Here is a 24,282-nt window from a genome sequence, read left to right as displayed (position 1 = left end):
GACGGCTCTGCTCGACCAGCCGAGGGTGCCGGGAGGCGCCGGTCAGACCTCGTCGGGGTCGCCGCCGACGCGGCCGGCGCGCTCGAGGGCGGTGATCGCGTCGCGCTCGTCGTCGGTGAGCTCGAAGCCGAACACGTCGAAGTTCTCGGCGATGCGCGCCGTCGTCGCCGACTTCGGGAAGACGATGTGGCCGCGGTCGAGGTGCCAGCGGAGCACGACCTGCGCCGGAGAGACGCCGTGCGCCTCAGCGGGACCGGTGATGACGGGCAGCTCGAGCAGCGGGTACTTGTTCTGGCCGAGCGGGCCCCACGCCTCCGTCGCGATGCCGTGCTGAGCGCCGAACGCGGTCACCGTCGGCTGCTGGTGGTAGGGGTGCAGCTCGATCTGGTTGACGGCTGGGACGACCTCGGTCTCGGCGAGCAGGCGCTCGAGGTGCGGGACGAGGAAGTTGGAGACGCCGATCGAGCGGGTGCGGCCCGATTCGCGCAGCTCCTGCATCGCCTCCCAGCTCTCGATGTAACGGTCCTGGGCGGGCTTGGGCCAGTGGATGAGGTAGAGGTCGACGGAATCGAGACCGAGCTTCTCGAGGCTGGCGTCGAGGGCGCCGGGCGCGCTGGCGCGGCCCTGGTCGGCGTTCCAGAGCTTGGTGGTGACGTAGAGCTCGTCGCGGGCGATGCCGGAGGCGGCGAGGGCGCGGCCGACGCCCTCCTCGTTGCCGTAGATCGCCGCGGTGTCGATGTGGCGGTAGCCGATCTCGAGGGCTTCGGAGACGATGCGCTCCGTCTCGGCGGGATCGACCTGGAAGACGCCGAAGCCGAGCTGAGGGATCGCGGTGCCGTCGTTGAGCGTGAGCGTGGGAATGCTGGTCATGCCTCCACCCTGGCATCGGCGCGCGACCTCCCGCACCGGGTTGCGCTCGTCGCCCGACGCCCGCGCGCCGTCCCTTCGCGCTCGCCGTCGGTGCGGCCGACTACCCTCGAAGGGCGTCCGAGCGGGCGCACCGGAGCACCGAGGAGCACCACGTGAGCATCATCGCCGCCGCAGACGGCTCGGCACTGGGCAACCCCGGCCCCGCCGGCTGGGCCTGGTACGTCGACGACGACCGCTGGGCGGCCGGCGGCTGGTCGCACGGCACCAACAACATCGGCGAGCTCACCGCGGTGCTCGAGCTCCTGCGCGCGACCCGGAACGAGTCCGAGCCCGTCCACATCCTCTGCGACAGCCAGTACGCCATCAAGGCGTGCACCGAGTGGCTGCCGGGCTGGAAGAGGAAGGGCTGGCGCAAGGCCGACGGCAAGCCGGTGATGAACGTCGAGATCATCAAGGCGCTCGACGAGGAGCTGCAGGGCCGCGCCGTCACCTTCGAGTGGGTGAAGGGGCACGCGAACCACCGGATGAACGAGGCCGCCGACGTCCGGGCCCGCGCCGCGGCGACCGCCTACCAGCGCCGTCAGCCGGTCGACGCGGGGCCCGGCTGGCCCAGCGCGCCCGCTCCGGTGACCGCGACTCCCGAGCCGGAGGCGACGCTCTTCTGACCCTCGGGCGCCCGTCCCTGCCGCGAGGGAACCCGTTCTCGCCGAGACACCGTCGAGAACGCGGCACCTCGGCGAGAACGGGTTCCCTCGCGAAGGAGACGAGCGGCGGTCAGGGCAGGTGCAGCATCCCCGTGGCGACGAGCTCGCGCACCTGCGGCAGCACCGACTCCCGCACCGCCGCCTCGTCCACCTGCAGGAGCGAGGCCACGGCCGAGACGATCGCGCCCAGCGACAGCTCGCCGTCCGAGGCGCCGACGACCGCGGCGAGCGCCGTGTCGACGTCCTCGACGCGGGCGAAGCCGCCCCCCTGCCGGAGCCGGAGCACCGTCGGGTCGTCGTTGCCCGGCCAGTAGTGCCGCTCCTCGGTGACGTCGCCGGCGACCGACAGGGCGAGTCCGGCGAGGGCCGCGTCGTCAATACCGGACAGCGCCTCCGCGGCGTCGAGGCAGTCCGCGAGATGCCCGCCGAGGCCCGCCGTCGCGAAGGCGGCGTCGATTCTCTCGAAGCGCCGGAGAGGCGGGCGAGCGGTCGCGGGGAGGCGCAGAGTGACGTAGCCGAAGCCGACCCCGGTCACACCCCGCCGCTCGAAGTCGCCGACCCAGGCGTCGACGAGCAGGTCGAAGTCGGCCCCGCGGGTCGTCCCGCCGTCGCGGATCCAGGTCTCGGCGTAGACCGCCGGGTCCTGGCGCTCGCGCTCCACGATCCACACGTCCAGCGGTGACGCGGTGCCGTCCATCCAGGCGTCGAGTCCCGCGGGCTCCGGCTCGAGCGCTCGTGAGAGGGGGCTGCGCGCGTCGTCCAGCCAGCCGCGCACGCGGTCGAACGCGTCGCCCGACTCGCGGTACTCCCAGTTGCCCAGCAGCTGCGCGATGCCGCCGGGGACGAGGTGCTCGGCCGCGCCGACGACGACCCGGTGCACGATCTCGTCGCCCTCGAGGCCGCCGTCGCGGTACTCGTAGGAGGGGACGCCCGCCGCCCGCGGAGTGATCACGAAGGGCGGGTTGGTCACGATGTGGTCGAAGCGCTCGCCAGCGACCGGCTCGTAGAGGCTGCCGAGCCGGAACTCGATGGTGTCGATGCCGTTGAGCGCAGCGTTGAACGCGGCGAAGGAGATAGCGCGCTCCGAGATGTCCGTGGCGACCACCCGCTGCGCGTGACGGGAGGCGTGCAGCGCCTGGATCCCGCAGCCCGTGCCCAGATCGAGCACGCTGCCGACCGCCCGCTGGATCATCAGCCCCGTCAGCGTGAGGCTCGCGCCGCCCACTCCCAGGACGTGGTCCTCATCGAGGGCGCGCCCGAGGGCCAGCTCGCCGAGGTCGGAGGCGATCCACCACGACGCCGCTCCGCGCAGGTCGACCAGATCGTAGGGACGCAGATCGATCGCGGCGGTCACGACGGCTCCCGCCTCCGCCACGACGAGACCGAGCTCGATCGCGCCGTCGAGGCCGAGGGTCGAGAACGCCCGGCCCGCCGACTCCGCGGAGATCGGATCAGCGAGGAGGAACAGTCGCGCCAGCGACACCAGCGGCCCCGAGTCGCCCGCCCGCTCGAGGGCGCGCCTCGCGGGCACGCGGTCGCCGCGGTGCAGCGCCTCGCCCGCGGCCTCGCCCCACAGCTCCCTGACCGCGTCGACCCGGTAGCGGGCGCGGGCGAGATCCTCGCGGAGGAGCGCCACGAGCGCGGGGTCGAGCTGGTCTGCCGGCTGCACCGGACCATCCTCGTGCACCGGAGGGTCGGAGCCGGGCAGCCACGGCGTCGATCCGCCGTCCCCACCCCGCGCGCGAGCCGACGTACGATCGGGGAATGCCCCTCACCGGAGAATACGAACCGAGCACGTCCGCCTGGGCCCGCGAGCAGGCGGAGCTGTACGAAGCGACCGATGGTGCGGAGGGGAACCTCCTCCGCGGCAAGCCGATCATCGTGCTGACGACGGTCGGCTCCCGCAGCGGCAGGCTGCGCAAGACCGCCCTCATGCGCGTCGAGCACGACGGCGAGTACGTCGTCGTCGCCTCGAAGGGCGGGGCGCCCGAGCACCCGGTCTGGTACGGCAACATGCTCAAGGAGCCGCACGTCGAGCTGCAGGACGGTCCGGTCAAGAAGGACTACACCGCGCGCGTGCTCGAGGGCGAGGAGCGCGTGGTCTGGTGGGAGCGGTCGGTCGCCGCCTGGCCCGACTACGCGGTGTACCAGACGAAGACGGAGCGCGAGATCCCGCTCGTGCTGCTCACGCCCTGGTCCTGACCCCGGGCGCGGAGCTCACTCCCGGTCCACGCGCGAGGCGATGAGGTCGAGCACCCGCGGGTGCGACAGCAGCGCGAAGTGACCGACCACCGACACGGCGATGTTCTCGCGTGCCCCCACGAGGCGGCTCCCGCCCGGGATGTACTGATCGCGCATCCCGTAGATCGACGTGATGCGCGAGTCGGCGTCGCGCTCGGCGAGCAGAGTGCGGATCACCGGCCGGTGCGGCGCGAACTCCCGCAGCGCCCGCGCCGGGGCGATCCTCGCGAGCGGCGACCCGTTGAACGGCGTCGAGACCGCGATCATCCGGACGATCCGCTTCTCGTCGAGGTCGTCGACGACCATCATGTGCTTGCCGATCAGTCCGCCCTTGCTGTGCGCGACGACCACGACTCCGCTCAGATCGTTCTCGCGCAGATACTGCTGGCCGAGCGCCGCGGAGGCGACGATCGGTCGGGTGTTGTATCCCAGCGCCGGCAGCACGTGGATCGGGTGGCCGGCCCCGTGCAGGCGGTCGGCGACCGGCTGCAGGAACTGCCACGTCTCGTAGACGCCCGGGATGAGCAGCACCGGCGCTGCGTCTCCGGAGGAGTAGTGCGACACGTCCCAGCCGTCGCGCAGGTGCGCGAAGCGCGATCCGTAGGCGTAGCGGTAGTCGCGGAGGTAGGCGCGACGCATCGAGGTCGAGCGGCGCGGGCGCCCGGACTCACGCGCCGGCATAGGCCTCTTCGAGAGCGCGGATGTCGAGTCGGCCCATGGCCAGCATCGCCTGCGTGGCGCGAGAGGCGCCCTCGGGGTCGGAGCCGCTCAGGAGCGACGCCAGGACGCGCGGCACGATCTGCCACCAGAGCCCCCAGCGGTCCTTGAGCCAGCCGCACCGGCTCTCCTGCCCGCCGTCGGCGAGGAGCGCATCCCACAGCCGGTCGAGCTCGGCCTGATCGTCGACCGCGATGACGATCGAGATCGCCTCGGTGAACGGGAACCTCGGCCCGGCGTTCATCGCCTGGAAGCTCTGGCCGTCGAGCTCGAAGCTCACCGTCAGCACGGTGCCGGGCGAGGGCGAGCCCTCGGGCAGGACCTGCTTGTCGAGGATCCGCGAGTTCGGGATCAGGCTCGTGTAGAGGTCGGCCGCCTCCCCCGCCCCGTCGTCGAACCAGAGGAACGTGCTGACTGCGCCCATGCGAGGCTCCTTCGTCGTGCCCGGTGTCGTCGTGCCCGGTGTCGTCGTTCCCCAGTGTGACCCGGAGACGCGCGTGTCGCGAGCGCCCCCGGGCGAACGGATCAGAGCGGGTTCACACCGAAGGCCGTCGCCAGCTTGTCGATCTTCTTCGCCCGGCCCAGCCGCGGCAGGTCGCTGCCGTCGCGGATGACGCGCCCGCGCGCCTCGAAGTCGTCGAGGAAGTCGCGCGCCCAGGCCACGTCGGACGGAGTGGGGCTGATGACCTCGTTGATCACCGCGAGCTGCTCGGTGTCGAGGCAGAGCTTGCCGGTGAGACCGAGGGAGACGGTCAGGGCCGACTGCTCGCGGAGGACGGGGTGGCTGTTCGACACGGTCGGCCCGTCGATGGGGCCGGGGAGGTCGCCGATCCGCGAGGCGACGACGAGGCGCGAGCGCGGGTAGGCCATCGCCAGGTCGTCGGCGCTGGTGCCGGTGTCGCGGCGGTAGTCGCCGCTGCCGAACGCGAGGCGGAAGGTGCCACGGGCGCGCGCGATCGAGACGGCCTCCTCGATGCCGAGCGCCGACTCCACCAGCGCCAGCACGGGGGTGGACCCGCCGAGCCGGTCGAAGGTCTCGGTGACGTGCTCCGCTGCCTCGGTCTTGGCGAGCATGACGCCGGCGAGCCCGGGGAGGCCCTTCAGCGCGTCGACGTCGTCCGACCAGAACGCGGTGGAGTGGTCGTTGATGCGCACCCAGGCGCGCTTGTCGCCTTTCAGCCACTCGACGACATCGGATCGCGCTCCGGGCTTGGCCTTCGGGTCGACGGCGTCCTCGATGTCGAGCACGACCTGATCGGCGCGCGACGCGTGGGCGGCGTCGAAGGTCTCGGTCCGGGTCGCGTTGACCAGCAGCCACGAGCGCGCGATCTCGGGGGCGACATCGCGCCCCTTGCGCTTCAGTGCGGTGGGGGCGGGGGTGGGCAACGTCACGTGATGGGTCCTCTCGATGGCGCGGTCCTCGCTCCGCGGGCATCGTCGCTCAGCGGCAGTGCCGGATCCAGGCTAGCGGCTCGGTCGACGCCTCCAGTGAGGCCTCTCCGGCGAGCTCAGCCGCTCGCCTCCCGCTGCCACAGGGTCACCACGACGGTCGGCACGCGCACCTGCTCCCCCGGCTCGAAGCCCTCCTCGCGGAGCCACGCGAAGGCGTCGGGGTCGGAGTCGGGGACGGCGACCCAGACCCGGCTCTCGCCCTCGAGCGCCGCGCGCAGCTCGGCGTCGTCGAGCAGCGCGTCGGAGTAGCTGCCGGTGGTCGGGTAGGGAGCCAGGAGTGCGACGTCGTCGAGACCGGCGAAGGCGTCGGGGTAGGCGGCGAGAGCGACCCGGGGCCGCAGCGACACGGTCCCGGTGTCGTCGAGGAGGAAGGCGTCGCCGGGGAGCGCGCCCTCCTCGATCGTGCGGGCGAGGGCCCGCAGATCCTGCCCCGCCGGCTTGCCCGTCTCGGTGCGCATGCCGAGGAGGGCGGGCAGCGAGGCGGCCGCGAGGACGCCGACGAGGGCCGCCGAGACGACGGGGCGCCAGGTGGCCAGAGCCAGCCCGAGCAGCATCGCGAGGGCGGGCGAGCTCATGCTCAGGTAGCGGGGCGTGTACGACGGACCGACGACGGCGCTCGCCACGAGCAGGATCACGGCGGGTGCCAGCAGCCAGAGCACGAGGGCGGGCAGGATCGGGAGCGTCGTCCGCCTCGTCCGCGCCGCCGCCACCGCGAGCACGGCGACGACGAGCGCGGCCAGCCACCAGGAGGAGCCGAAGAACGGCTCGACCACGACGGTCCACGCGTTCACCGGCTGCGATCGCAGCCAGCCGATCTGAGAGCTCTGACCGGCCGCCAGCACGAGGATCGGGATCGCGGCGAGCGCCGAGAGCAGCGCGGCGATCGAGCCGACCACGACGGCTCGGCGCCTGCGCTCAGCGACCGCCGCCGCGAGCACCACGAACGTGGGCAGCACCAGCACCGAGTAGAGGAACACGGCGTTCGCCGCTCCTGCGACCACGACGACGGCCACCCAGCGCACGGCGCCTCCGTCACGGGCGGCCCGGAGCACGAGCACCGCGGCCCACACGACCAGCGCCGTCGTCAGCGCGTACGATCGCGCCTCCGTCCCGTTGAAGGAGGAGCGCGGCAGGAGCACGAACACGATCGCGGCGAGCACCGCCGCCCGTGGCGGCCCGGCCTCGCGCAGGAGGACGAGCACGCCGACGGCCGCCGCACCGGTCGCGACGGCGGAGGGTGCGCGCACGGCGAGCTCCGACTCTCCGGCGACCGCGATCCAGCCGTGCATCAGCAGCGCGTACACCGCGTGCACGGCGTCCTTCTGCTGCACGAACGCGAGCAGCTCGTCGAGCGGGAGGCGGGCGAGGCGGAGAGTGGCGGCCTCGTCGTTCCAGTACGACGGGATCCACGAGCCCAGGAGGGTCAGCACGGTCGCGAGCGCGAAGACGGCCGCAGCCGGGATCGCTCGCACACTCCGCACCCCGCCACCGTAGACGGCGGCGCGTGCGGTCAGCGGCCTGCGCGCTCGGCGAGGCCCTTCACGAACGCGGCCTGGCCGGCGTGCTGGATGTCGTCGTCGAGGACCGAGACCAGGCGCACTGCGAGGGTGACCGGCGGGTCCCAGCGGGTGTCCACGACGCGCGGCAGCTCGTCGTCGTCGAGGGTGCCGAGGTAGGCGAGGGTCCGCTCGTGCACGGCGTCGACGTAGGCGGTGAGCAGCTCGGCCGGGAGCGCGGCGAGCGCCCCGACCTCGGCGGGCGACTGCCCGTAGCCGCTCGCCTCGGGCGAGAACGGCAGACCCGAGCGCTCGTGGAAGCCGTCCGCCGTCCAGACCTGCTCGCGGTCGGCGAGCGGCGCGAGGTGGTCGTCCTGCACCCGGGTGAGGTGCCAGACGAGCCAGGCGATCGAGTTCGCCTCGGGGTCGGGCCGGTAGGCGAGCTGCTCGGGGGTGACGTCGTCGAGGACGGCGTGCACGGTCTCGTGCACGCGGCCGAAGCCGTCTCGGAGGAGGTCGATGGCTGCACTCATACCGCCAGTCTGCTCGGGTCCGCGCACCCGTGCACCCCTTGCGGCGCGCTCGGAGGATCCGCCGAGGCGAGTGCCGGATACTCGCTCGGGTGACCCCCGGAACCCCTGACCTGGCGACGAAGCCGTGGCTGACCTCCTACGCGGAGGGCGTCCCGACCGAGATCGATCCGCCCACCCAGACGCTCGTCGATCTGCTCGAGGACTCGGTGGCGCGCTACCGGCGCGGCACGGCCCTCGAGTTCTTCGGCGCCGAGACGAGCTACGCCGAGCTCGGCGATCGCGTGTCGCGGGCGGCGGAGGGCCTCCGCAGGCTCGGCGTCCGCCCCGGCGACCGGGTCGCGCTCGTCCTCCCGAACTGCCCCGAGCACGTGGTCGCCTTCTATGCGGCGCTGCGGCTGGGCGCGATCGTCGTCGAGCACAACCCGCTCTACACGCCCCGGGAGCTGCGCCGGCAGTTCGAGGACCACGGCGCCCGCTTCGCAGTGGTCTGGAACAAGGTCGCCGACGTCGTCGCGACGATGCCCGCCGACCTCGGCATCGAGCGGGTCGTGTCGGTCGATCTGACGGAGTCGTTCCCGCTCGCCAAGCGCCTCGCGCTGCGGCTGCCCCTGCCCAGGGCCCGAGCCGCCCGCGCCAAGCTGACCGCGCGCACGCGCACCCGGACGCTCGTCCCGTTCGACCGCCTCCTGGGCGGCCGGCGTCTCGCACGGTCGCACCCGCGCCCCTCCCTCGGCGACACGGCCCTGCTGCAGTACACCAGCGGCACGACGGGCACGCCGAAGGGCGCGATCCTCTCGCACGCCAACCTCCGCGCGAACGCGATGCAGGGGCGGGCCTGGGTCCCGGGTCTGCGCGAGGGCGACGAGACCTTCTACGCGGTCCTGCCGCTGTTCCACGCCTACGGGCTCACCCTCTGCCTCACGTTCGCGATCAGCATCGGCGCCAGGGTCGTGCTGTTCCCCACCTTCGACGTCGGACTGGTCAAGGCGGCGGCCAAGTCCTCCCCGCCGACGTTCCTGCCGGCCGTGCCCCCGGTCTACGAGGCGCTCGCGCGAGCATCGGAGCGGCACGAGATCGATCTGCGCGGCATCCGCTTCGCGATCTCGGGAGCCATGGGCCTCCCCGTCGCGACCGTCGACCGCTGGGAGCGGGCGAGCCGCGGCCTGCTCGTCGAGGGCTACGGGATGACGGAGTCCTCCCCGGTCGCCCTCGGCAACCCGGTCGGGCCCACCCGCCGCCCGGGCACCGTCGGCGTGCCGTTCCCGAGCACAGAGATCCGGCTGGTCGACCCCGCCGATCCGTCGGTCGATCGCGGGGCCGGCGAGTCGGGCGAGCTGCTCCTGCGCGGGCCGCAGGTGTTCCAGGGCTACTGGAAGCGCCCGGACGACACGGCAGAGACGCTGCTGGCAGGAGGCTGGCTCCGCACCGGCGACATCGCGACCGTCTCGGCCGACGGCTTCGTCACCATCGTCGACCGGGCGAAGGAGCTCATCATCACCGGCGGGTTCAACGTCTCGCCGTCCGAGGTCGAGGGTGTCCTCGAGTCCTACCCCGACGTCGTCCGCGCCGCCGTCGTCGGGCTCCCCCGCGCCGACGGAGGCGAGAGCGTCGCCGCCGCCGTCGTCCTCCGCCCCGGCACCGCGGTCGACACCGAGGCGCTGCGCGACTTCTGCCGCGTCCACCTGACTCCCTACAAGGTGCCCAAGCGGATCGACGTGGTGACCGAGCTGCCGACCTCGCTGATCGGCAAGGTGCTCCGGCGCGAGGTCCGCCAGAAGCTGATGGACTGACCCCCGACGAGTCGGAGGAGGACGACATGGCGAGGATCGTGCAGTACCGCGAGATCGGCGGACCGGAGGTGCTCGAGGTGGTCGACGCCCCCGAGCCCGAGGCGCCCGACGACGCCGTCGTCGTCGCCGTGAGGGCGGCCGGGGTCAACCCGATCGAGTGGAAGATCCGCTCGGGAGTGCGGCCCAGCCCGCCGATCACGTCGCCGCGGCGAGTGGGGGCCGACGGCTCCGGTGTGATCACCGCCGTCGGCGCTCGCGTGCCGGGCTGGTCGGTCGGCGACGAGGTCGTCGTGACGGGCGCGGTCGGCACCTACGCCGCCTCCGTGGTCGTCGCGCCCGAGTGCCTCGACGCGAAGCCCGCGGGGCTCGGGTTCGAGGAGGCGGCGGCGCTGGGCATCCCGGTCGGCACCGCCTATCAGGCCGTCGTGTCGCTCGGCGTCGAGGAGGGGTCGACCTTCGTCGTCCACGCCGGCGCCGGAGCGGTCGGGCAGGCCGCCGTCCAGTTCGCGCGCGAACGCGGCGCGACCGTCATCGCCACGGCGAGCCCGCGCAACCACGACCGCCTGCGCGAGCTCGGGGCCGTGCCGGTCGCCTACGGACCGGGACTCCTGGAGCGCCTGCGCGCGGCCGCGCCCGACGGCGTCGACCGAGTGCTCGACGCGGCGGGCACCGACGAGGCGCTCGCCGCCTCCCTGGCACTCGTCGCCGACCGGCAGCACGTCGGCACCGTGGTGGCGGGCGCTCGGGCGGCGGAGTTGGGCATCCGAGCCTGGTCGGGAGGCAGCCCCGTCCCGCTGACCGAGCAGGAGCAGCGCCTGCGCCGCGAGGCGGTCCCGCTCGCCGTCCGGCTCGTCGTGGAGGGGCGATTCTCGGTCGAGATCGGTCCGCGTCTCCCCCTCGACGAGGTCGCGGAGGCGCACCGCCTGAGCGAGGACGGGCACGTCCGCGGGAAGATCGTCCTGGTCCCGTGACCCCGCCGCAGCGGCCGGTCTCACCGTCGAGAAGGAGCCCCCATGTCGGTTGACGACACCACCCCCGTGATCCTCGGCGGCGCGCGGACCCCGTTCGCCCGCTTCGGCGGCGCCTTCGCCACCCTGACGGCCGTCGAGCTCGGGGCCGTCGCCGTCCGCGCGGCGCTCGATCGGTCGGCGGCCGCACCCGACGACGTCGACGCGGTGGTCCTCGGCCAGGTGATCCAGGCCGGTGCCGGCCAGGGACCCGCACGCCAGACGGCGATCCGTGCCGGTCTCGGCTGGGAGGTGCCGACCGTCACGATCAACAAGCTGTGCCTCTCGGGGCTGACCGCCGTGATCGACGCGGCGCGACTGGTCCGCGCCGGTGAGGCCTCGGTCGTCGTCGCGGGCGGGCAGGAGTCGATGACCGGCGCGCCGCACCTGCTGCTCGACGCGCGGGCGGGCGTGGGAGTCGGTGCCCGCCCGCTCGAGGACGCGCTGCTGCACGACGGACTGCTCGATCCCTTCGATCGGCGGATCATGGGGCGCGTCACCGATGACGGGAACGCCGAGCGCGGCATCCGCCGCGAACGGCAGGACGCCTACGCGGCGCTCTCGCATCAGCGGGCCGCCGACGCGCGGGCGGCGGGCGTGCTGGCCGAGGAGATCGCACCGGTCACCGTCCCGCAGAGGCGCGGCGACGACCTCGTCCTCGCGGACGACGACGGGATCCGCCCCGAGACGACGATCGAGATCCTGGCGGGGCTGCGGCCCGCCTTCTCGCCCGACGGGACGATCACGGCGGGCAGCTCCTCGCCGCTGACCGACGGGGCCGCGGCGCTCGTCGTGGTCTCGAAGGGGTGGGCCCTGCGTCGCGGGCTGCCGTGGCTGGCCGAGATCCTCGAGCACGGCCAGGTCGCAGGGCCCGACAACTCGCTGCACTCGCAGCCGTCCGCCGCGATCCTCCGGGCACTGTCGCGCCGGGGAGCCGCTGTCGCGGATCTCGATCTGATCGAGATCAACGAGGCGTTCGCCTCCGTGGTGCTGCAGTCGGCCGACGACCTCGGCATCCCTCCCGAGTCGGTCAACCTCGACGGAGGCGCCATCGCGCTCGGACACCCCGTCGGCGCCTCCGGGGCCCGCCTCGCGCTGCACCTCGCGCTCGCGCTCCGTCGCCGCGGTGGCGGGCTCGGCGTCGCCGCGCTCTGCGGAGGCGGCGGCCAGGGCGAGGCGCTCCTCCTCGGCGCGTGAGCGCCGGACCGGCGGATACGCTCGAGCGATGAGCATCCTCAGTGCCGACGGCGTCGCCTTCGTGACCGACCGCCACCTCGCCACCCTGTCGACCCCCTGGCAGAACGGGCGCCTGCACGTCGTCGCCGTCGGCTTCACCTGGGAGGACGGCGTCGTCCGCATCATCACCTCGCGCGAGAGCCAGAAGGTGCTCAACGTCCGTCGCTCCGGCACCGCGACGGTCGGGCAGGTCGACGGGATCCGCTGGCTCAGCCTCGGCGGTCCCGCGTCGATCGAGGAGGAGCCGGAGGCGGTGCAGCACGCCGTCGATCTCTACTCGGCGCGCTACCGCGCCCCCCGCCCGAACCCCCTGCGCGTGGCGATCCGCATCGACGTCGACTTCGCCCTCGGCTCGTCGGGTCTGCGCGCGGAGTAGCGGGCGTGGCGCGCGCGGACGCCCTCGGCGGCGCCGGGACCGTCTCGTCCCTCCGGACCTACCGCTACGTCCGCGTCTCGCTCATCGCGGCCGTTCTCCTGCTCGCGGTGGGCGTCGGCTGGCACCTCGTCGCCCTCGGTCCGCTCCGATCGATCAGCGCCGCGTACTACACGCCGGTGCGCTCCGTCTTCGTCGGATCGCTCCTCGCCGTGAGCGTCGCCCTCGTCGTCCTCGCGGGGCGCAGCCTCCGGCGCTTCCTCCTCCTGCTCGCCGGGATGACCGCGCCGGTCATCGCGCTGGTTCCGGCCCCGCTCTCCTCGGCCGAGCTCGCGAGACTGACCGGCGCGGGCTGCCCGGGGGACGCCGGTCGCTGCCTCTCGGCGAGCGCGGGCGACGAGATCACGGCCGGGATGCTCGCCTACCTGGCCGTCGCCGCGGCCGTGCTCGCCGCCTCCGTGCTGTTCCTCGCGCTCGATCGCTCCCTCGACGCGTGGGCGCTGACCCGCGCCGGCATCGGCGCCGCCCTGCTCGCGGCCGTCGGCGTCTGGTCGACCCTGCCGTCGTTCGGGCTCGCCGCGCACTACACCGCCGCGGGAGTGTTCTTCCTCCTCATCGCGGTCGTCGCGGCGGTGCACGCGGTCGCGGTGCGCGCGGAGGGGGTGACCGGCCCCGGCTCGCCCCGCCTCTACTCGGGCTGCTACGCGGTCCTCGCCGTGCTGATCGCGCTGGTCGAGCTGCTGCTCCTGGGCCTGGTCGTCAGCGGACGGGGCGCGCAGCTGCTCGGCGAGCAGTGGCTCCTGCTCGGTGAGGCCGGAGCCCTCGCGCTGTTCGCAGTGTTCTGGGTGCTGCAGACGATCGAGAACTGGGACGAGCCGAACGCGACTCTGCGCTGACCCGCGGGCGGGGCGGACCCGTGTCCCCCAAACACGGCGCAGGATCTCGCGTGGACCGGTGCGCTGTCAAGCTCCGTGACCGCTCGGAATCGGCCGTCTACGGTCGGGGACGACGACGCAGCACGGTTCGGAGCACACCCCTTCTGCCACGGACGGACACCCACCGCCCGTCGTGCGGCGACGCCTCATCCCGCTCACGAGAGAAGGAAGTCACATGATCGACACCACCGCGATCGACAGCATCATCGGTTCCCCCGTCCACGGCTCCGACGGAGACAAGATCGGCACTGTCGAGCAGGTCTACGTCGCCGACGACAGCGGCACGCCGGTCTGGGCGACCGTCCGCACCGGCCTCTTCGGCACCTCGGAGTCGTTCGTCCCGCTCGAGGGCGCCTCGTTCGCCGACGGCAGCCTCAGCGTCGCCTACGACAAGTCGTACGTGAAGGACGCCCCCCGCATCGACGCCGACGGCGCGCTCAACGCCGACGAGGAGGCGGACCTGTACCGCTACTACAACCTCTCGGGCGCGGCGTCCGCCTCCGAGACCGAGAACGTCGACAGCGCTGCCGGCTTCGGCGGCACGACCGACCTCGACTCGAGCACGCCGGACACGACCGGCACGACCGGGACGACCGGCATCGACACGAACGTCGGTCACGACACCTCCGGCCCGACCACCGACGACGCGATGACCCGCTCCGAGGAGCAGCTGCACGTCGGCACCGAGCGCGTGGAGGCCGGGCGCGCCCGACTCCGCAAGCACGTGGTCACCGAGCAGGAGACGGTCACCGTCCCCGTCAGCCACGACGAGGTGCGTGTCGTCCGCGAGCCGATCACCGACGCCACCGTCGACTCGGCCACGTCCGGCCCGGACCTGAGCGAGGAGGAGCACGAGGTCGTGCTCACCGAGGAGCGCGTCGTCGCCGCGAAGGAGACCGTCCCGGTCGAGCGCGTCTCGCTCGGCACCGAGACCGTCACCGAGAACCAGCAGGTGACCGAGGACGTCAGCCACGAGGAGATCGAGATCGACGACGCGACCACCGGCCGCTCCGTCGACGGTCGCTGACCGCAGCCACCATCACGAACCGCAGCGGCGGGGGCGTCGAACGCCTCCGCCGCTGCGGGCGTCCACGACTCCACGACGCCACCGGGCGATCGCGGGGAGAAGACCGAGGAGAACCGTGTCCCAGACCAGCGCCGACCGCGATCGAACCGCCGTCGATCCCGACGATTCCCGGAAGCCCGATGCACCCACCGAGGTCACCGCGCGCTCGTGGGGCTACGTCCTCAAGAAGACGCTGCGCGAGTTCGGCGCCGACCAGTGCACAGACCTCGCCGCCGCTCTCACCTACTACGCGGTGCTCGCCCTGTTCCCTGGCCTCCTGGCGATCGTGTCGATCCTCGGGCTCTTCGGGCAGGCCGAGACGACGACGAGCACCGTCCTCGAGATCGCGGGCGGCTTCGTCTCGCCCGACGTCCTCGACACCGTCCGCGGTCCGCTGCAGGAGCTGACCTCGTCCTCCGCCGCGGGCGTCGCCTTCGTCACGGGTCTGCTCGGCGCACTCTGGTCCGCCTCCGGGTACGTCGGGGCGTTCGGACGCGCGATGAACCGCATCTACGGCATCGACGAGGGCCGCCCGATCTGGAAGCTCCGCCCGACCATGCTGGCGATCACGATCGTCACGGTGGCACTGCTCGTGGTCGCGGGCCTGATCCTCGTACTCAGCGGCCCCGTCGCGGAGGCGATCGGAGACGCCATCGGACTCGGCGAGGTCGCCCTCACGGTCTGGGGCATCGCGAAGTGGCCGGTCCTGATCGTGCTGATGATCGTCATCATCGCCGTGCTCTACCACTGGTCGCCCAACGTGCGGCAGCCGAAGTTCCGCTGGACCAGCCTCGGATCCATCGTCGCCCTCGTCATCTGGGCGCTCGCCTCCGCCGGCTTCGCGTTCTACGTGGCGAACTTCAGCAACTACAACAAGACCTACGGCGCACTCGGTGGCGTGATCGTCTTCCTCCTCTGGCTCTGGATCACCAACCTCGCGCTGCTGTTCGGTGCGGAGTTCGACGCCGAGCTCGAGCGCGGCCGCCAGCTGCAGGCCGGCATCGAGGCGGAGGAGGACCTCCAGCTCCCGCCGCGCGACACCCGCCTGAGCGAGAAGAAGGCGAAGAAGCACGCGGAGGACGTCGCGGACGGCCGCGAGCTGCGCGAGACCGCCGGGCGGCCCGAGAAATGAGCACGCCCGACGAGCAGGTGTCGGTGATCCGCTCGGAGGAGCGCCTCGACGTGACGACGGTCCGCACCGCGACCGAGCGCGTGCGGATCCGCAGGGTGATCGTCACGGAGGAGCGGACCGTCACCCTCCAGGTCCGCCGCGAGGAGCTCGTGATCGAGCGCGAGCCCCTCGAGGGGACCGTGTCGGGCGGGGAGGCTGCGCCTGCTCCCCTGACGTTCGTCCTCCACGCGGAGCAGCCGGTCGTCACGACGCGCGTCGTCCCGGTGGAGCGGGTCCACGTGATCGTGGACCGCATCACGGCGATGCGCTCGGTCTCGGAGTCGGTCCGCAAGGAGCGCGTCGAGCTCCACCGCTCGGTGTCGGACCTGCTGGACGGGAACGCGGAGTAGGCGCCGACACGTCTCGGGGAGATCAGCGTGCGCGTCGGCGAGACCGGGCTCGGCGTGTCTCGTCGTCCCGACGACGAATCGGCTCGGGGTGCTGCTCGATCCGAGCGTCGCGGCCTTCGCGACCTGCCTGCATGGCCTCCGCACGGCGCTGCCGTTCGAGCCGCCGCTGCGATTCGTCGAGTGCCTCGAACTGCTCGCGCGTGGTGGGTCGCACCGGTGGCTTCTCGGCGGCGCGGACGAGCGCAGGTCGATCGCTCCGGACCGGCTCCGGCGCGACGGGGGGTGGCGTGATGAGGGGATTCACCACGAGCATCGCCGCCTCGGCGATGTCCTTCACCCGTCCGGCGCCGCGGAGCACACGCCTCCATCCGGATCCAGCAGTTCCCTGCACGATGGGACCCTCAGATGCTCTCGGGTGCCGGGAGCCCGAGCCCGCTCACGAATCCCGGCGGCTGCGATCGGGGCGGCGGAGTCGCGCCGGAGGCGTGCGTCTGACCCGTGGCGTCCGCCTGGCGCGCCAGCGTCTCCTCCCACTCTCGGATCTTCGACTCCGCTCGTTCTGCTGCGTACTCGCCCCAGACATCGAGCGCCCGCGTCACGACGATCTCCTGCTGCCCGATCACCTTCTCGTTCACAGCGATCCCCGAATCGATCTGACGATTGGCCATGTCGTGCGCTGTGTGGACCTGGACCGCCGCGAGCTGCTCGATGGCCTCTGCGTGGCGCTGGGCCCAGATCTCTCCCCCTTCGACCACCGCGCGATCCTTGATCTCGGCGACGCGGTCGTACGCGGTCGGCGACCCGAGGTTCGCGAGCGTCTTGAAGACGACCGGGAGCAGCTCGATCGCGACGAACAACGCCGCCAGCATCAGGTGCGCGAGATTCAACAGCGGGTTCGCCTCCCCGAGGCGGAACAGCGCCTCGAGGCGCGCGAGGATCCCGCCGCTGTTCGCCGCGAGCGACTGGTAGCCCGCCGTCTTCTCATCCCGCTGCTGCACCAGGGCGGCGAGCTCCGCGCGGTCGGCGACCAGCTGGGCGTCGGCGTCCGCGAGAGCCGTGCTGGCTGATGCGGCGAGGTTCTGCTGCGCGGCAGTTTTCGCGGTGGCCTCCGCCTCCTTGGCCGCGCTCAACGCGTCGAGCTTGAGATCTCGGTCGAGCTTCTTCGACCGCGTGATCGGCCCATCGCCGACGATCCCCGTGCCGTTCGATCCGTCCAGCTCTCCGAGCCACGTGGCGTTCGCCTGGTCGTAGGCGGCCTGCGCGTCGGCCGTCGCCTTCTGCGCGGCGACGTAGTTCTGGTCCTTGCTCAGATCGACGAGGCCGCCGCCGGCGTTGACGATCTGCTGGTTCGCCGCGATCTCCGCTTCGAGCGCGGGGATCTTCGCCAGTTCGGGATCCGTGGCGAGCTCGTTCTTGTAGGCGGCCTCCCTCTCCTCCGACATCCTCACGATCTCGGTCTGGATCTCCTTGTCGAAGACCTGCAGGGTCAGGGGCGTCGAGATGACGGTTCCGACGATGAGGGCGAGGAGGACGCGCGGCAGGGCGAGCCCGATGTTGTGCAGCACGCTCTTCTGCTTCTGCATCCCGACGACCAGCAGACGGTCCAGGTTGAGGATGACGAGTCCCCAGAACGCGCCGATCAGGATCGCGATCGGTGCGGGCAGGCTGAGGGCCATCACGACGGCGTAGGCCGCCGAGACGCCGGACAGTGCTGCCGTGCTCAGGATCACGAGCCCCATCGCGCGGAAGCGCGGGCGCTCGCCCGGAGCGTCGACGATCACGTCCTGTCGAGCGCCGCCGAGCCAGACCAGTCCGCTTCCCAGTGCGCTCATGAGCCCGCCGTTCTCGTCAGTCGTGTGTAGAGGTTCCGCATCCCGGACGCCGCCCTGGTGCTCAGCGTTCGACCCTCGGCGCGGACGGCGGCGGCGCCGAGGGCGAAATCTCTGGCCCGCTCGCGGCGGGCGATCTCCCGGCGCCCGCGCCCGGCGAGACGGCCACGGGCGGCGGCCTCGATCTGCTCCGTCGTGGTCAGGGGCGTGAAGACCGGGAACTCGAGTTCGCGCGCGAGACGCTGGGCGCCGGCGGCGAGGTCCAGGAGCTGGTCCACCCCGATCCGGCCGGCCGAGGCCGACGAGGACGCAGCCGCGGCGAGCCGGAACGGCTCGTCCCGGTCCCGAGTGGCCCCTGCCGCGTCGAGTCCGCGCTCGAGGATGTAGAGGTCCTCGCGGTCGAGGCCGGGCAGCACCGGCGTCGGGAGTGGAACGTAGGTCGGCGTCGGAACGGGCAGCACCCGCACGGAGCGCGTGTCGTCGCTCGCCTGCCCGAAGTGGTTCGCGGCGAGCACGCGAACGGCACCGCTCTGCATGGCGGTGAACCGGACGGTGTCGCCGCCGGACGCCGCCGACTCGATCACCTCGCCTCCAGGGCAGTCGATCCGGAGCGTCAGCGCGCCCCGGCTCCTCACCTGAAGGACGAGCTCGGCCCCTTCGACCACGATCGGGTGATCGAGCTCGACGGAGTCGATCACCGGCGGACTCGTGCGCTCACTCAGCAGAGCATGCAGGTGGGTGAACCACTCGCCGGCCGACGGACGTGCCTCGCGGTCCTCGGAGAGGGCGTCCTCGAGCATCCTCAGCCCCGGTTCGTCCAGTCGGTCGCTCAGGAGCGGGCGGACGTTGCTCGGCGCTCGGACGAAGTGACCCTGGACGAGTGCCGGGGCGAGCGAGCGCAGGATGAGCAGGCCGAGCTTGTAGCGATCGGTGTAGACGTCCGCTGTCCCGGACCCCTCGGGCGGCGTGAAGCCCGGGGTGACCCCCTGGATGGCCGACGTCCTCGTCCCCGTGATGGCGACGGCGTCGCAGTCGATGAGGAGGGTGCGCGGAACCGGGTCGAGCGAGTAGAGGATGTTGCCCGAGGACACGTCGCCGAAGACGATCCCGTGCCGCTCGAGGACGGCGAAAGTCGCGCAGACCGACAGGACGAGGGCGAGCCGGGTGGTCGTGTCGTCCTTCGGCGGGCAGGAGACACCCTGCTCGCGCGCGTCCTCCCAGGGTCCGAACAGGTGCTGGAGTTCGCTCGGACGGCTGTCGCCGAAAGAGTTCAGCGTCCGGTCCGCGACCGTGTAGAAGAACTGCCGCTGCGCCTGCGGGAGCAGGATCCCGCAGACCCGGTCCGTCCCGTCCGTCACCAGACGCAGTGGCCAGGACGTGAGTGCATCGAGTCGCCGTCTCTCGTCGGGGCCCAGCCCCATCCGGAAGGAGGCGACGGTGTCGAGATGATCGACCAGCGACGGCTCGGGAAGGGCGGTGAACCGCTTGAACGCGAGTGCGCCAGGGAAGTCGCGCACCGTGTAGTCCGGCACCGCGAACACCGTCGCTGCGCCGCCCCTGCCGAGCCTCGTCGTCCGTCCGAGCTGTCGCTCGTCCACGCGGGGTGCTGTCATGCGCGGTCGGGGCCGAGCAGCCAGCCGACGACGGCGGTGCGGTCGTCGGTGAACGAGAGCCGGCCGAAGCCGACCTGAGCGGCGAAGTCGAGCGGTGCTGGGGCCGTGCGCCACCACTCGGCGAGGGTCGCCGCGCTCGTGCTGCCGCCGTCCCCGATCGCGTCGCCGATCCCGTCCGAGGCGACGACGAGGGCGTCGCCCGGCCGCACCTCGGTCTCGCGGACGACCACTCGAGTCCTCACCCGCGCCGGGAGGACCTCGGTGCGGTTCGAGACGACGCCGGAGGCGGAGGCGCGCTCCTTCCCGCCCGAGAGGCTCTCCCATGCGCCGTCCCGGAGGAGGAAGCAGGAGGAGTCGCCGACGCCGGCCGTGACGACCACCTGGGCCTCGAGGTCGACCACCGCGCAGCAGAGCGTCGTCGCCATCGCCTCGCGCGCCTCTCCCGCGTGGACGGTCGACGCCTCGTGCCTGACGATCTCGGAGATCCGGTCGAACAGTGCACCCCACGCGACCGGATCGGCCCGCTGGAGGTGCGCACCGCCCGCGATGACGAGCTCCACGGCCGCGTCGACGGCGCACTGGGCGGCGACGTGCGAGAGCGGGAGCGAGCCCACTCCGTCGGCGACGGCGATGACGATCGTCTGGTCGCCCTCGGCCACACGGAACGCGTCCTGGCGCGGGGTGCCTGCGTCGCGGTGGACGAGACCCCGGACGCTCGCGGCACGGAGGGAGAGGCGCGGGTGATCGAGGGCGTCGACGACCGTGTCGTGGGGGGCTCGCACTCCGCTCGTCAGCGAGGCCCTGACCCCGTCGAAGGCGAGCCCGGGCTCGCCGATGGTGTAGCGGGCGAGGGGCGCCAGCCCGTCCGTGCGCGGCATCAGATGAAGCTTCCACCCTGGTACTGCGAGGCGGAGACCGTGACGCCGGGACCGAGGTCGCGCTCGTCCGGGAGGACGTGCTGAGGCTCCTCGCTCCCCCCGGAGCCCAGGGCGCCGACGGCCGTGTTCCCGCTCGAGACGGTGGTGTGCGCCATCACGTTCGCCATTTCGATGATCGCCGCCTGAACCGCGGCGGGATCGACGGCCATGTAGAGCCGGGAGACGTCAGGAGGGAACGCCATCTGCCCGAGGACGGTCCGAGACGCGGCACCCACTCCGAGCGGGACGAAGAGCGGATAGGCCTTGAATCCCGCGCCGGTCGCGGGGTCGAAGTAGGTGAGCTCGGCGAAGGCCTTCTCCCAGGCTGGACCGACGTTGGGCTCGCCGTCGGTCAGGAAGAAGACCGCGGGGCGGTAGACGTCGAGATTCTGGCTCTTCAGGGTCGCGACGTCGGCGATGATGCGCTCCTTCAGGAGCGCCAGCGCTGCGGCGTAGTTCGTGCCGTCGCCCCGGACCGCGAAGTCCGGGGAGCCGAGCTCGTTGGGCCGGCTCATCGGCACGAGCACGTTCGCCGTGCCGGCGAACTCGAGGATCGAGATCCTCAGGATGTCGTGCACGAGCGGCTTCTCCGCGAGCGCCGTCCTGATCGCGGGCACCAGCTGGGGCATCGCGCGTATCCCGCCGTTCTCCTCCATCGAGTACGACACGTCCACGACGATGTAGAAGGGCATCACGAAGTACTTGTCGCTGAGTTCGCCCATGGGCTGGTCCCCGTTCGAGTCGATGCTGGAAGGTTCTCCGACCCGGTCGGAGTGTCCGCGAGTCGGTGCTGGAAGAGTTCGTGGTGCCCGCTCGGCCGGTGTGCCATACTGCTCGGCGAGACTCTATCGAGACATTGCGTCTTTATCAGAGGCTGCATTTATAGCACGCCGGCACGAGGCGCTGTCAAACATCCCACTGGAGGGTGCAGCGACAGGCTCCAGGGCGAGAGGGGGCGGCTGATGCCGTGGATCGGACCCGTGTGGCGCGCGTCGCACGCTGTCGCGACCGGGATGGTCCGAGCCTCCGAGAACGCCGCGACGAGCATCGCCGCCGGGCTCTCGTCACGAGCCGCTCGTCGCGGCGTCCTCGGGCCGGGCGACGCCCCGCCCATGGACGGCGGCACGGACGGCTACTACGACTACCGCGGCGTGCTCGGCATCGGATCCGTCCCGCCCGGCCTGCGGGACGGTGAGTTCCCCCTCGGACGTTTCCTGCACCCGACCAGGGGGTACCTCGGCCGGACAGCACTGCCTGCGGCTGCTATGGAGCGCAATGCGGCCGTCATCGGCCCGCCCGGGAGTGGCAAGACCCAGAGCTTCCTCGTGCCGTGGATCGTCGCGGGACTGCGCGCCGGGTACTCGGTCGCTACCGTGGATGTGCGCGGAGACCTGCACCGCGAGATCAGGGAGCAGGTCGACCGCGAAGGCCGTGCGGTCGGGGTGAGAGCACGCTCCCTCGACTACGGGGATCCGAGTCGATCGGTGAGCTGGAACTGGGTCGCCGAGCTGAGCGATGACGGCGATGTCGACAACGCCGTCGGCAGCATCCTGGGCCGTTCGGCGCCTCCGAACACCGACCCCTACTTCTTCAATCAAGACATGATGTTGCTTCGTGGAGTCCTCGAGCTCGCGCGCGACTCCCCCCGTCGGGGCCGGATCACGACCCAGTCGCTCCTGGCGATGCTCCGAGACAGGGAGGTCTTCGCCTCGACGATCCAGCGCTATCCCGGCTCGGCGGGGGCGGAGCGGCTGCGTCCGATGCTCAGCCTTAGTCCGGACGATCTCGACCGCCGGGTCTCGGGTGTCATCGGCCGGCTGGACGTCCTGGCCCGGCCGACTCTGGCGCGGGTGAGCACTCGACCGGAGTTCTTCGTCGACGAGGTCCTTTCCGAACCGCAGCTGTTCACGGTCGTCGCGCCCGTCAGGGACGGGCAGATGGCTCAGATGCTCTCCGCGTTGTTCTTCAGCCGCCTGCTCTACCACGCGTACGAGCGGTTCGGTTCGACCGCACCGGGTGTGCCGCTGCTGCTCGTGCTGGACGAGGCTCCGCAACTCGCGGAGCGCATCGACATCGCGACCGTGCTGAGCCTCGCGCGAGCTGCCGGCGTCACCGTGATCCTGGCCATGCAGGACGTCGGCCAGTTCGCGGACGAGAACGAGCGGACGGCGATCCTCAGCAATTGCGGAACGCTCGTGACCGTCGGCTCCGTGTCCGATGCGTCCGCGCGGGTCGTGTCCGCGCGACTGGGCGAGCACCCCGTCCTCGCCACCTCGTCGACGCGAGCGCCGGGCAGCCGAGGCGGCACGACTTTCACGCGCTCGACGACGACCGCTCCTGTTCTGGGAATGCGCGAGATCATGCACCCGCCGTTCGGCGTGAGGCCGGCGATGGTCCACTCGCGCGAGCTGTCCAGCCGCCCCTTCTTCGTCGAGGCGGAACGCGCATGAGCTTCCTCGGCCCCCTCCGCAAGGGCGGAAGCACCGTCGGAGGGAACGTCGGTCCAGCAGCCGCGCCCGCCGCGGCGAAGGCGACCACTGGGCCTCGGGCGGGGCATGCTCCTCCCAGCGGACCCACGCTGCGCCAGGTGCTCGATGCCGGCGGTCGGGTGCGTGTCGAGGTGTCGCGCACCACGAGGACGGTCCTGCGCACGGCCAGCGCGGTGACGCTGCTGGACGCGGTCGGGTATCCCCTGGCCCACGCGTTCCTGCTCGACGCCACCGCGGGCTCCGACCCGGCGGCCTTCGCCCTCGCTCTGATGGACTTCCCGGTGCCCTTCCTGCAGATGGTGCTCGCCGCAGTGCTCGCCCTCCTGGCACTCGCAGTGGCGCTGCGCAGCGGCTGGATGCACCGCCTCACGGAGCGCGAAGTCACGGCCTCGTACGTCGTCATGGTCGGGGCTGGGGTGCTGACGATCCCTCTGGTCATCGTCCTCGCCTGCTGCGCGGTCCTCGTTCTGCTGGGAGCGCTGTTCGTCGTTCTCGTCTTCGCCGTCCTCCTCGGCGCACTCACCGGATGAGGAGCACCTCCCCGGCGGCCGGCCCGCACCGTCTGCGCATCGGCGACCGCGCACCCTCGGTCGCCTCCGAGACCCGCACCGCACACCCGGACCCGGCCGGACATCGACACCTGGCCGCACACCGAGACCGCACCACGAACCGAGACCGCGATGCGCGGGCGCGGGCGACGAGAGGACTGAGAATGCGAGACGAACGGACTCCTCGGACACCGGACGCGCTCATCCGCCCCCGGGCACTGCCTGAGCCGCGCGAGCGCGCGACGACGCCTGCGCGCCCTGCGAGCCCCGCGGCGCGTCGGCTCCCCGACACCGCTGGTCCAGCGGCGGGTAAGCGGATGTCGACGCGAGGGGACCTCGGCACGGCGGAGTCCGGCCCACCGTCGACGACGCGGGTCGTCGATCGCGTCCTGTCGATCGAGCACAGAGCTGCCGGGCTCGTTCAGCCGCTCGGCCTCGTCCCCTACACCGTGGAGCCGGTGCTCGTGCGGCGTCCGGCTCGCGAGATCTGGGACTGGGTGGTCGTCCCTCTCGAGGACGACCCCGCCTTCCGCGCGAGGACCCTCGCCATCCCGGCCCACGCGCGCCGTCGGATCGCTGCGGTGAGCGACGCGGGGATCGAGTTCGACCGCTTGCTGATCGCCCACGAAGTCCCGAAGTTCGACCAGCTGCCCGTGGGGTTCACGAAGAACCCCGGCTGGGAGAAGGAGCTCATCAGCAGGACCGTCAGGGCACGGCCCGAGAGAGCGGTCACCGGGATCGACCGTGTCGCGGCGAAGGTCGTCGCCGGTCTCCGGAGAACGGCGGAGGGCGCCGCCGCCGTCGGAGGCTCCCTCATCGAGGCACTGGCGTCCGACCCGATCCTGATCGGCGCGATCCTCGTGCCGGGACCCCACGGCGACCAGGAGGCGGTCTTCGAGATCGCCCGATGGGATCTCTGATGGGCACCCGAGACCGCCATCCCCT

Annotated in this window: 25 protein-coding genes; 13 read left to right on the top strand and 12 right to left on the bottom strand. The window is 72.2% G+C overall.

What is annotated here, in order from left to right; genetic code table 11:
- Positions 1-42: 42 nt before the first annotated feature.
- Positions 43-870, bottom strand: coding sequence for an aldo/keto reductase (locus tag B9Y99_RS03880; protein ID WP_085475255.1), 828 nt, complete (start codon positions 868-870; stop codon positions 43-45).
- 152 nt (positions 871-1,022) lie between these two features.
- On the opposite strand from B9Y99_RS03880, the gene B9Y99_RS03875 reads away from it, so the two are divergent.
- Positions 1,023-1,535, top strand: a complete 513-nt coding sequence (locus tag B9Y99_RS03875; protein WP_085475254.1) for a ribonuclease H family protein — start codon at positions 1,023-1,025, stop codon at positions 1,533-1,535.
- A 109-nt stretch (positions 1,536-1,644) separates the two neighbouring features.
- Here the strand turns inward: B9Y99_RS03875 and B9Y99_RS03870 are convergent, their stop codons facing one another.
- Complete coding sequence (locus tag B9Y99_RS03870; RefSeq protein ID WP_085475253.1) at positions 1,645-3,243, bottom strand: DUF7059 domain-containing protein; 1,599 nt, start codon at positions 3,241-3,243, stop codon at positions 1,645-1,647.
- A 95-nt stretch (positions 3,244-3,338) separates the two neighbouring features.
- Between B9Y99_RS03870 and B9Y99_RS03865 the strand changes: the two genes are divergently transcribed.
- Complete coding sequence (locus B9Y99_RS03865) at positions 3,339-3,776, top strand: nitroreductase family deazaflavin-dependent oxidoreductase (RefSeq protein WP_085475252.1); 438 nt, start codon at positions 3,339-3,341, stop codon at positions 3,774-3,776.
- A 15-nt stretch (positions 3,777-3,791) separates the two neighbouring features.
- Here B9Y99_RS03865 and B9Y99_RS03860 read toward each other — a convergent pair whose 3' ends face one another.
- The 5 genes from B9Y99_RS03860 to B9Y99_RS03840 all read right to left on the bottom strand — a co-directional run bounded on the left by B9Y99_RS03860 (position 3,792) and on the right by B9Y99_RS03840 (position 8,013).
- Positions 3,792-4,496 carry an esterase/lipase family protein gene (locus tag B9Y99_RS03860; protein ID WP_085475251.1) on the bottom strand — a complete coding sequence of 235 codons (705 nt, stop codon included), beginning with the start codon at positions 4,494-4,496 and terminating at the stop codon, positions 3,792-3,794.
- Positions 4,483-4,956, bottom strand: a complete 474-nt coding sequence (locus B9Y99_RS03855) for a VOC family protein (protein ID WP_085475250.1) — start codon at positions 4,954-4,956, stop codon at positions 4,483-4,485. The genes B9Y99_RS03860 and B9Y99_RS03855 overlap by 14 nt, the downstream gene beginning before the upstream one ends.
- Positions 4,957-5,057: 101 nt before the next feature.
- Positions 5,058-5,918, bottom strand: coding sequence for an HpcH/HpaI aldolase/citrate lyase family protein (locus B9Y99_RS03850; protein WP_208856911.1), 861 nt, complete (start codon positions 5,916-5,918; stop codon positions 5,058-5,060).
- Between the two features lie 122 nt (positions 5,919-6,040).
- Positions 6,041-7,465 carry a glycosyltransferase family 39 protein gene (locus B9Y99_RS03845; protein WP_129587883.1) on the bottom strand — a complete coding sequence of 475 codons (1,425 nt, stop codon included), beginning with the start codon at positions 7,463-7,465 and terminating at the stop codon, positions 6,041-6,043.
- Between the two features lie 29 nt (positions 7,466-7,494).
- Entirely contained in the window at positions 7,495-8,013 is a 519-nt protein-coding gene (locus B9Y99_RS03840; RefSeq protein WP_085475248.1) for a mycothiol transferase, read from the bottom strand.
- 89 nt (positions 8,014-8,102) lie between these two features.
- On the opposite strand from B9Y99_RS03840, the gene B9Y99_RS03835 reads away from it, so the two are divergent.
- The 8 genes from B9Y99_RS03835 (at position 8,103) to B9Y99_RS03800 (ending at position 15,941) form a co-directional block, all read left to right on the top strand.
- Positions 8,103-9,803: a long-chain-fatty-acid--CoA ligase gene (locus B9Y99_RS03835; protein WP_085475247.1), complete on the top strand. Its 1,701-nt coding sequence runs from the start codon at positions 8,103-8,105 to the stop codon at positions 9,801-9,803.
- Positions 9,804-9,829: 26 nt separating this feature from the next.
- Positions 9,830-10,774, top strand: a complete 945-nt coding sequence (locus B9Y99_RS03830; RefSeq protein ID WP_085475246.1) for an NADP-dependent oxidoreductase — start codon at positions 9,830-9,832, stop codon at positions 10,772-10,774.
- Positions 10,775-10,816: 42 nt separating this feature from the next.
- On the top strand, positions 10,817-12,007 hold the full coding sequence (locus B9Y99_RS03825; protein WP_085475245.1) for an acetyl-CoA C-acyltransferase: 1,191 nt from the start codon (positions 10,817-10,819) through the stop codon (positions 12,005-12,007).
- Between the two features lie 28 nt (positions 12,008-12,035).
- Entirely contained in the window at positions 12,036-12,422 is a 387-nt protein-coding gene (locus B9Y99_RS03820) for a pyridoxamine 5'-phosphate oxidase family protein (protein WP_085475244.1), read from the top strand.
- 5 nt (positions 12,423-12,427) lie between these two features.
- On the top strand, positions 12,428-13,315 hold the full coding sequence (locus B9Y99_RS03815; protein WP_085475243.1) for a hypothetical protein: 888 nt from the start codon (positions 12,428-12,430) through the stop codon (positions 13,313-13,315).
- 214 nt (positions 13,316-13,529) lie between these two features.
- The gene (locus B9Y99_RS03810) at positions 13,530-14,381 is read left to right on the top strand and encodes a DUF2382 domain-containing protein (RefSeq protein WP_085475242.1); all 852 of its coding nucleotides are present in this window, start codon (positions 13,530-13,532) and stop codon (positions 14,379-14,381) included.
- Between the two features lie 115 nt (positions 14,382-14,496).
- A complete protein-coding gene (locus B9Y99_RS03805; protein WP_085475241.1) occupies positions 14,497-15,552 on the top strand; it encodes a YihY/virulence factor BrkB family protein in 1,056 nt (351 codons plus the stop codon).
- Positions 15,549-15,941: a DUF2382 domain-containing protein gene (locus tag B9Y99_RS03800; protein WP_085475240.1), complete on the top strand. Its 393-nt coding sequence runs from the start codon at positions 15,549-15,551 to the stop codon at positions 15,939-15,941. Before B9Y99_RS03805 ends, B9Y99_RS03800 begins: the two co-directional genes overlap by 4 nt.
- Before the next feature lie 22 nt (positions 15,942-15,963).
- Here the strand turns inward: B9Y99_RS03800 and B9Y99_RS03795 are convergent, their stop codons facing one another.
- The 5 genes from B9Y99_RS03795 to B9Y99_RS03775 all read right to left on the bottom strand — a co-directional run bounded on the left by B9Y99_RS03795 (position 15,964) and on the right by B9Y99_RS03775 (position 21,022).
- On the bottom strand, positions 15,964-16,278 hold the full coding sequence (locus B9Y99_RS03795; RefSeq protein WP_129587882.1) for a hypothetical protein: 315 nt from the start codon (positions 16,276-16,278) through the stop codon (positions 15,964-15,966).
- 64 nt (positions 16,279-16,342) lie between these two features.
- Entirely contained in the window at positions 16,343-17,773 is a 1,431-nt protein-coding gene (locus B9Y99_RS03790; RefSeq protein WP_085475238.1) for a DUF4407 domain-containing protein, read from the bottom strand.
- A complete protein-coding gene (locus B9Y99_RS03785) occupies positions 17,770-19,383 on the bottom strand; it encodes a protein kinase family protein (RefSeq protein WP_129587881.1) in 1,614 nt (537 codons plus the stop codon). The genes B9Y99_RS03790 and B9Y99_RS03785 overlap by 4 nt, the downstream gene beginning before the upstream one ends.
- Positions 19,380-20,261: a protein phosphatase 2C domain-containing protein gene (locus tag B9Y99_RS03780; RefSeq protein WP_085475236.1), complete on the bottom strand. Its 882-nt coding sequence runs from the start codon at positions 20,259-20,261 to the stop codon at positions 19,380-19,382. The genes B9Y99_RS03785 and B9Y99_RS03780 overlap by 4 nt, the downstream gene beginning before the upstream one ends.
- A complete protein-coding gene (locus B9Y99_RS03775; RefSeq protein WP_085475235.1) occupies positions 20,261-21,022 on the bottom strand; it encodes a vWA domain-containing protein in 762 nt (253 codons plus the stop codon). Before B9Y99_RS03775 ends, B9Y99_RS03780 begins: the two co-directional genes overlap by 1 nt.
- Positions 21,023-21,262: 240 nt before the next feature.
- Between B9Y99_RS03775 and B9Y99_RS03770 the strand changes: the two genes are divergently transcribed.
- From B9Y99_RS03770 to B9Y99_RS03760, 3 genes are all read left to right on the top strand, one after another.
- Positions 21,263-22,750 (top strand): type IV secretory system conjugative DNA transfer family protein, encoded by a 1,488-nt coding sequence (locus tag B9Y99_RS03770; protein WP_085475234.1) that lies wholly within the window; start codon positions 21,263-21,265, stop codon positions 22,748-22,750.
- Between the two features lie 170 nt (positions 22,751-22,920).
- Positions 22,921-23,319, top strand: a complete 399-nt coding sequence (locus B9Y99_RS03765; RefSeq protein ID WP_129587880.1) for a hypothetical protein — start codon at positions 22,921-22,923, stop codon at positions 23,317-23,319.
- Positions 23,320-23,654: 335 nt separating this feature from the next.
- The gene (locus B9Y99_RS03760) at positions 23,655-24,257 is read left to right on the top strand and encodes a hypothetical protein (RefSeq protein ID WP_085475232.1); all 603 of its coding nucleotides are present in this window, start codon (positions 23,655-23,657) and stop codon (positions 24,255-24,257) included.
- Positions 24,258-24,282 lie beyond the last annotated feature (25 nt).

Source organism: Rathayibacter oskolensis, from assembly GCF_900177245.1.
In the GTDB taxonomy this organism is placed as follows: domain Bacteria; phylum Actinomycetota; class Actinomycetes; order Actinomycetales; family Microbacteriaceae; genus Rathayibacter; species Rathayibacter oskolensis.
The sequence above is the reverse complement of the archived record's forward strand: the minus strand, read 5'-3'. Positions and strand labels throughout refer to the sequence as shown.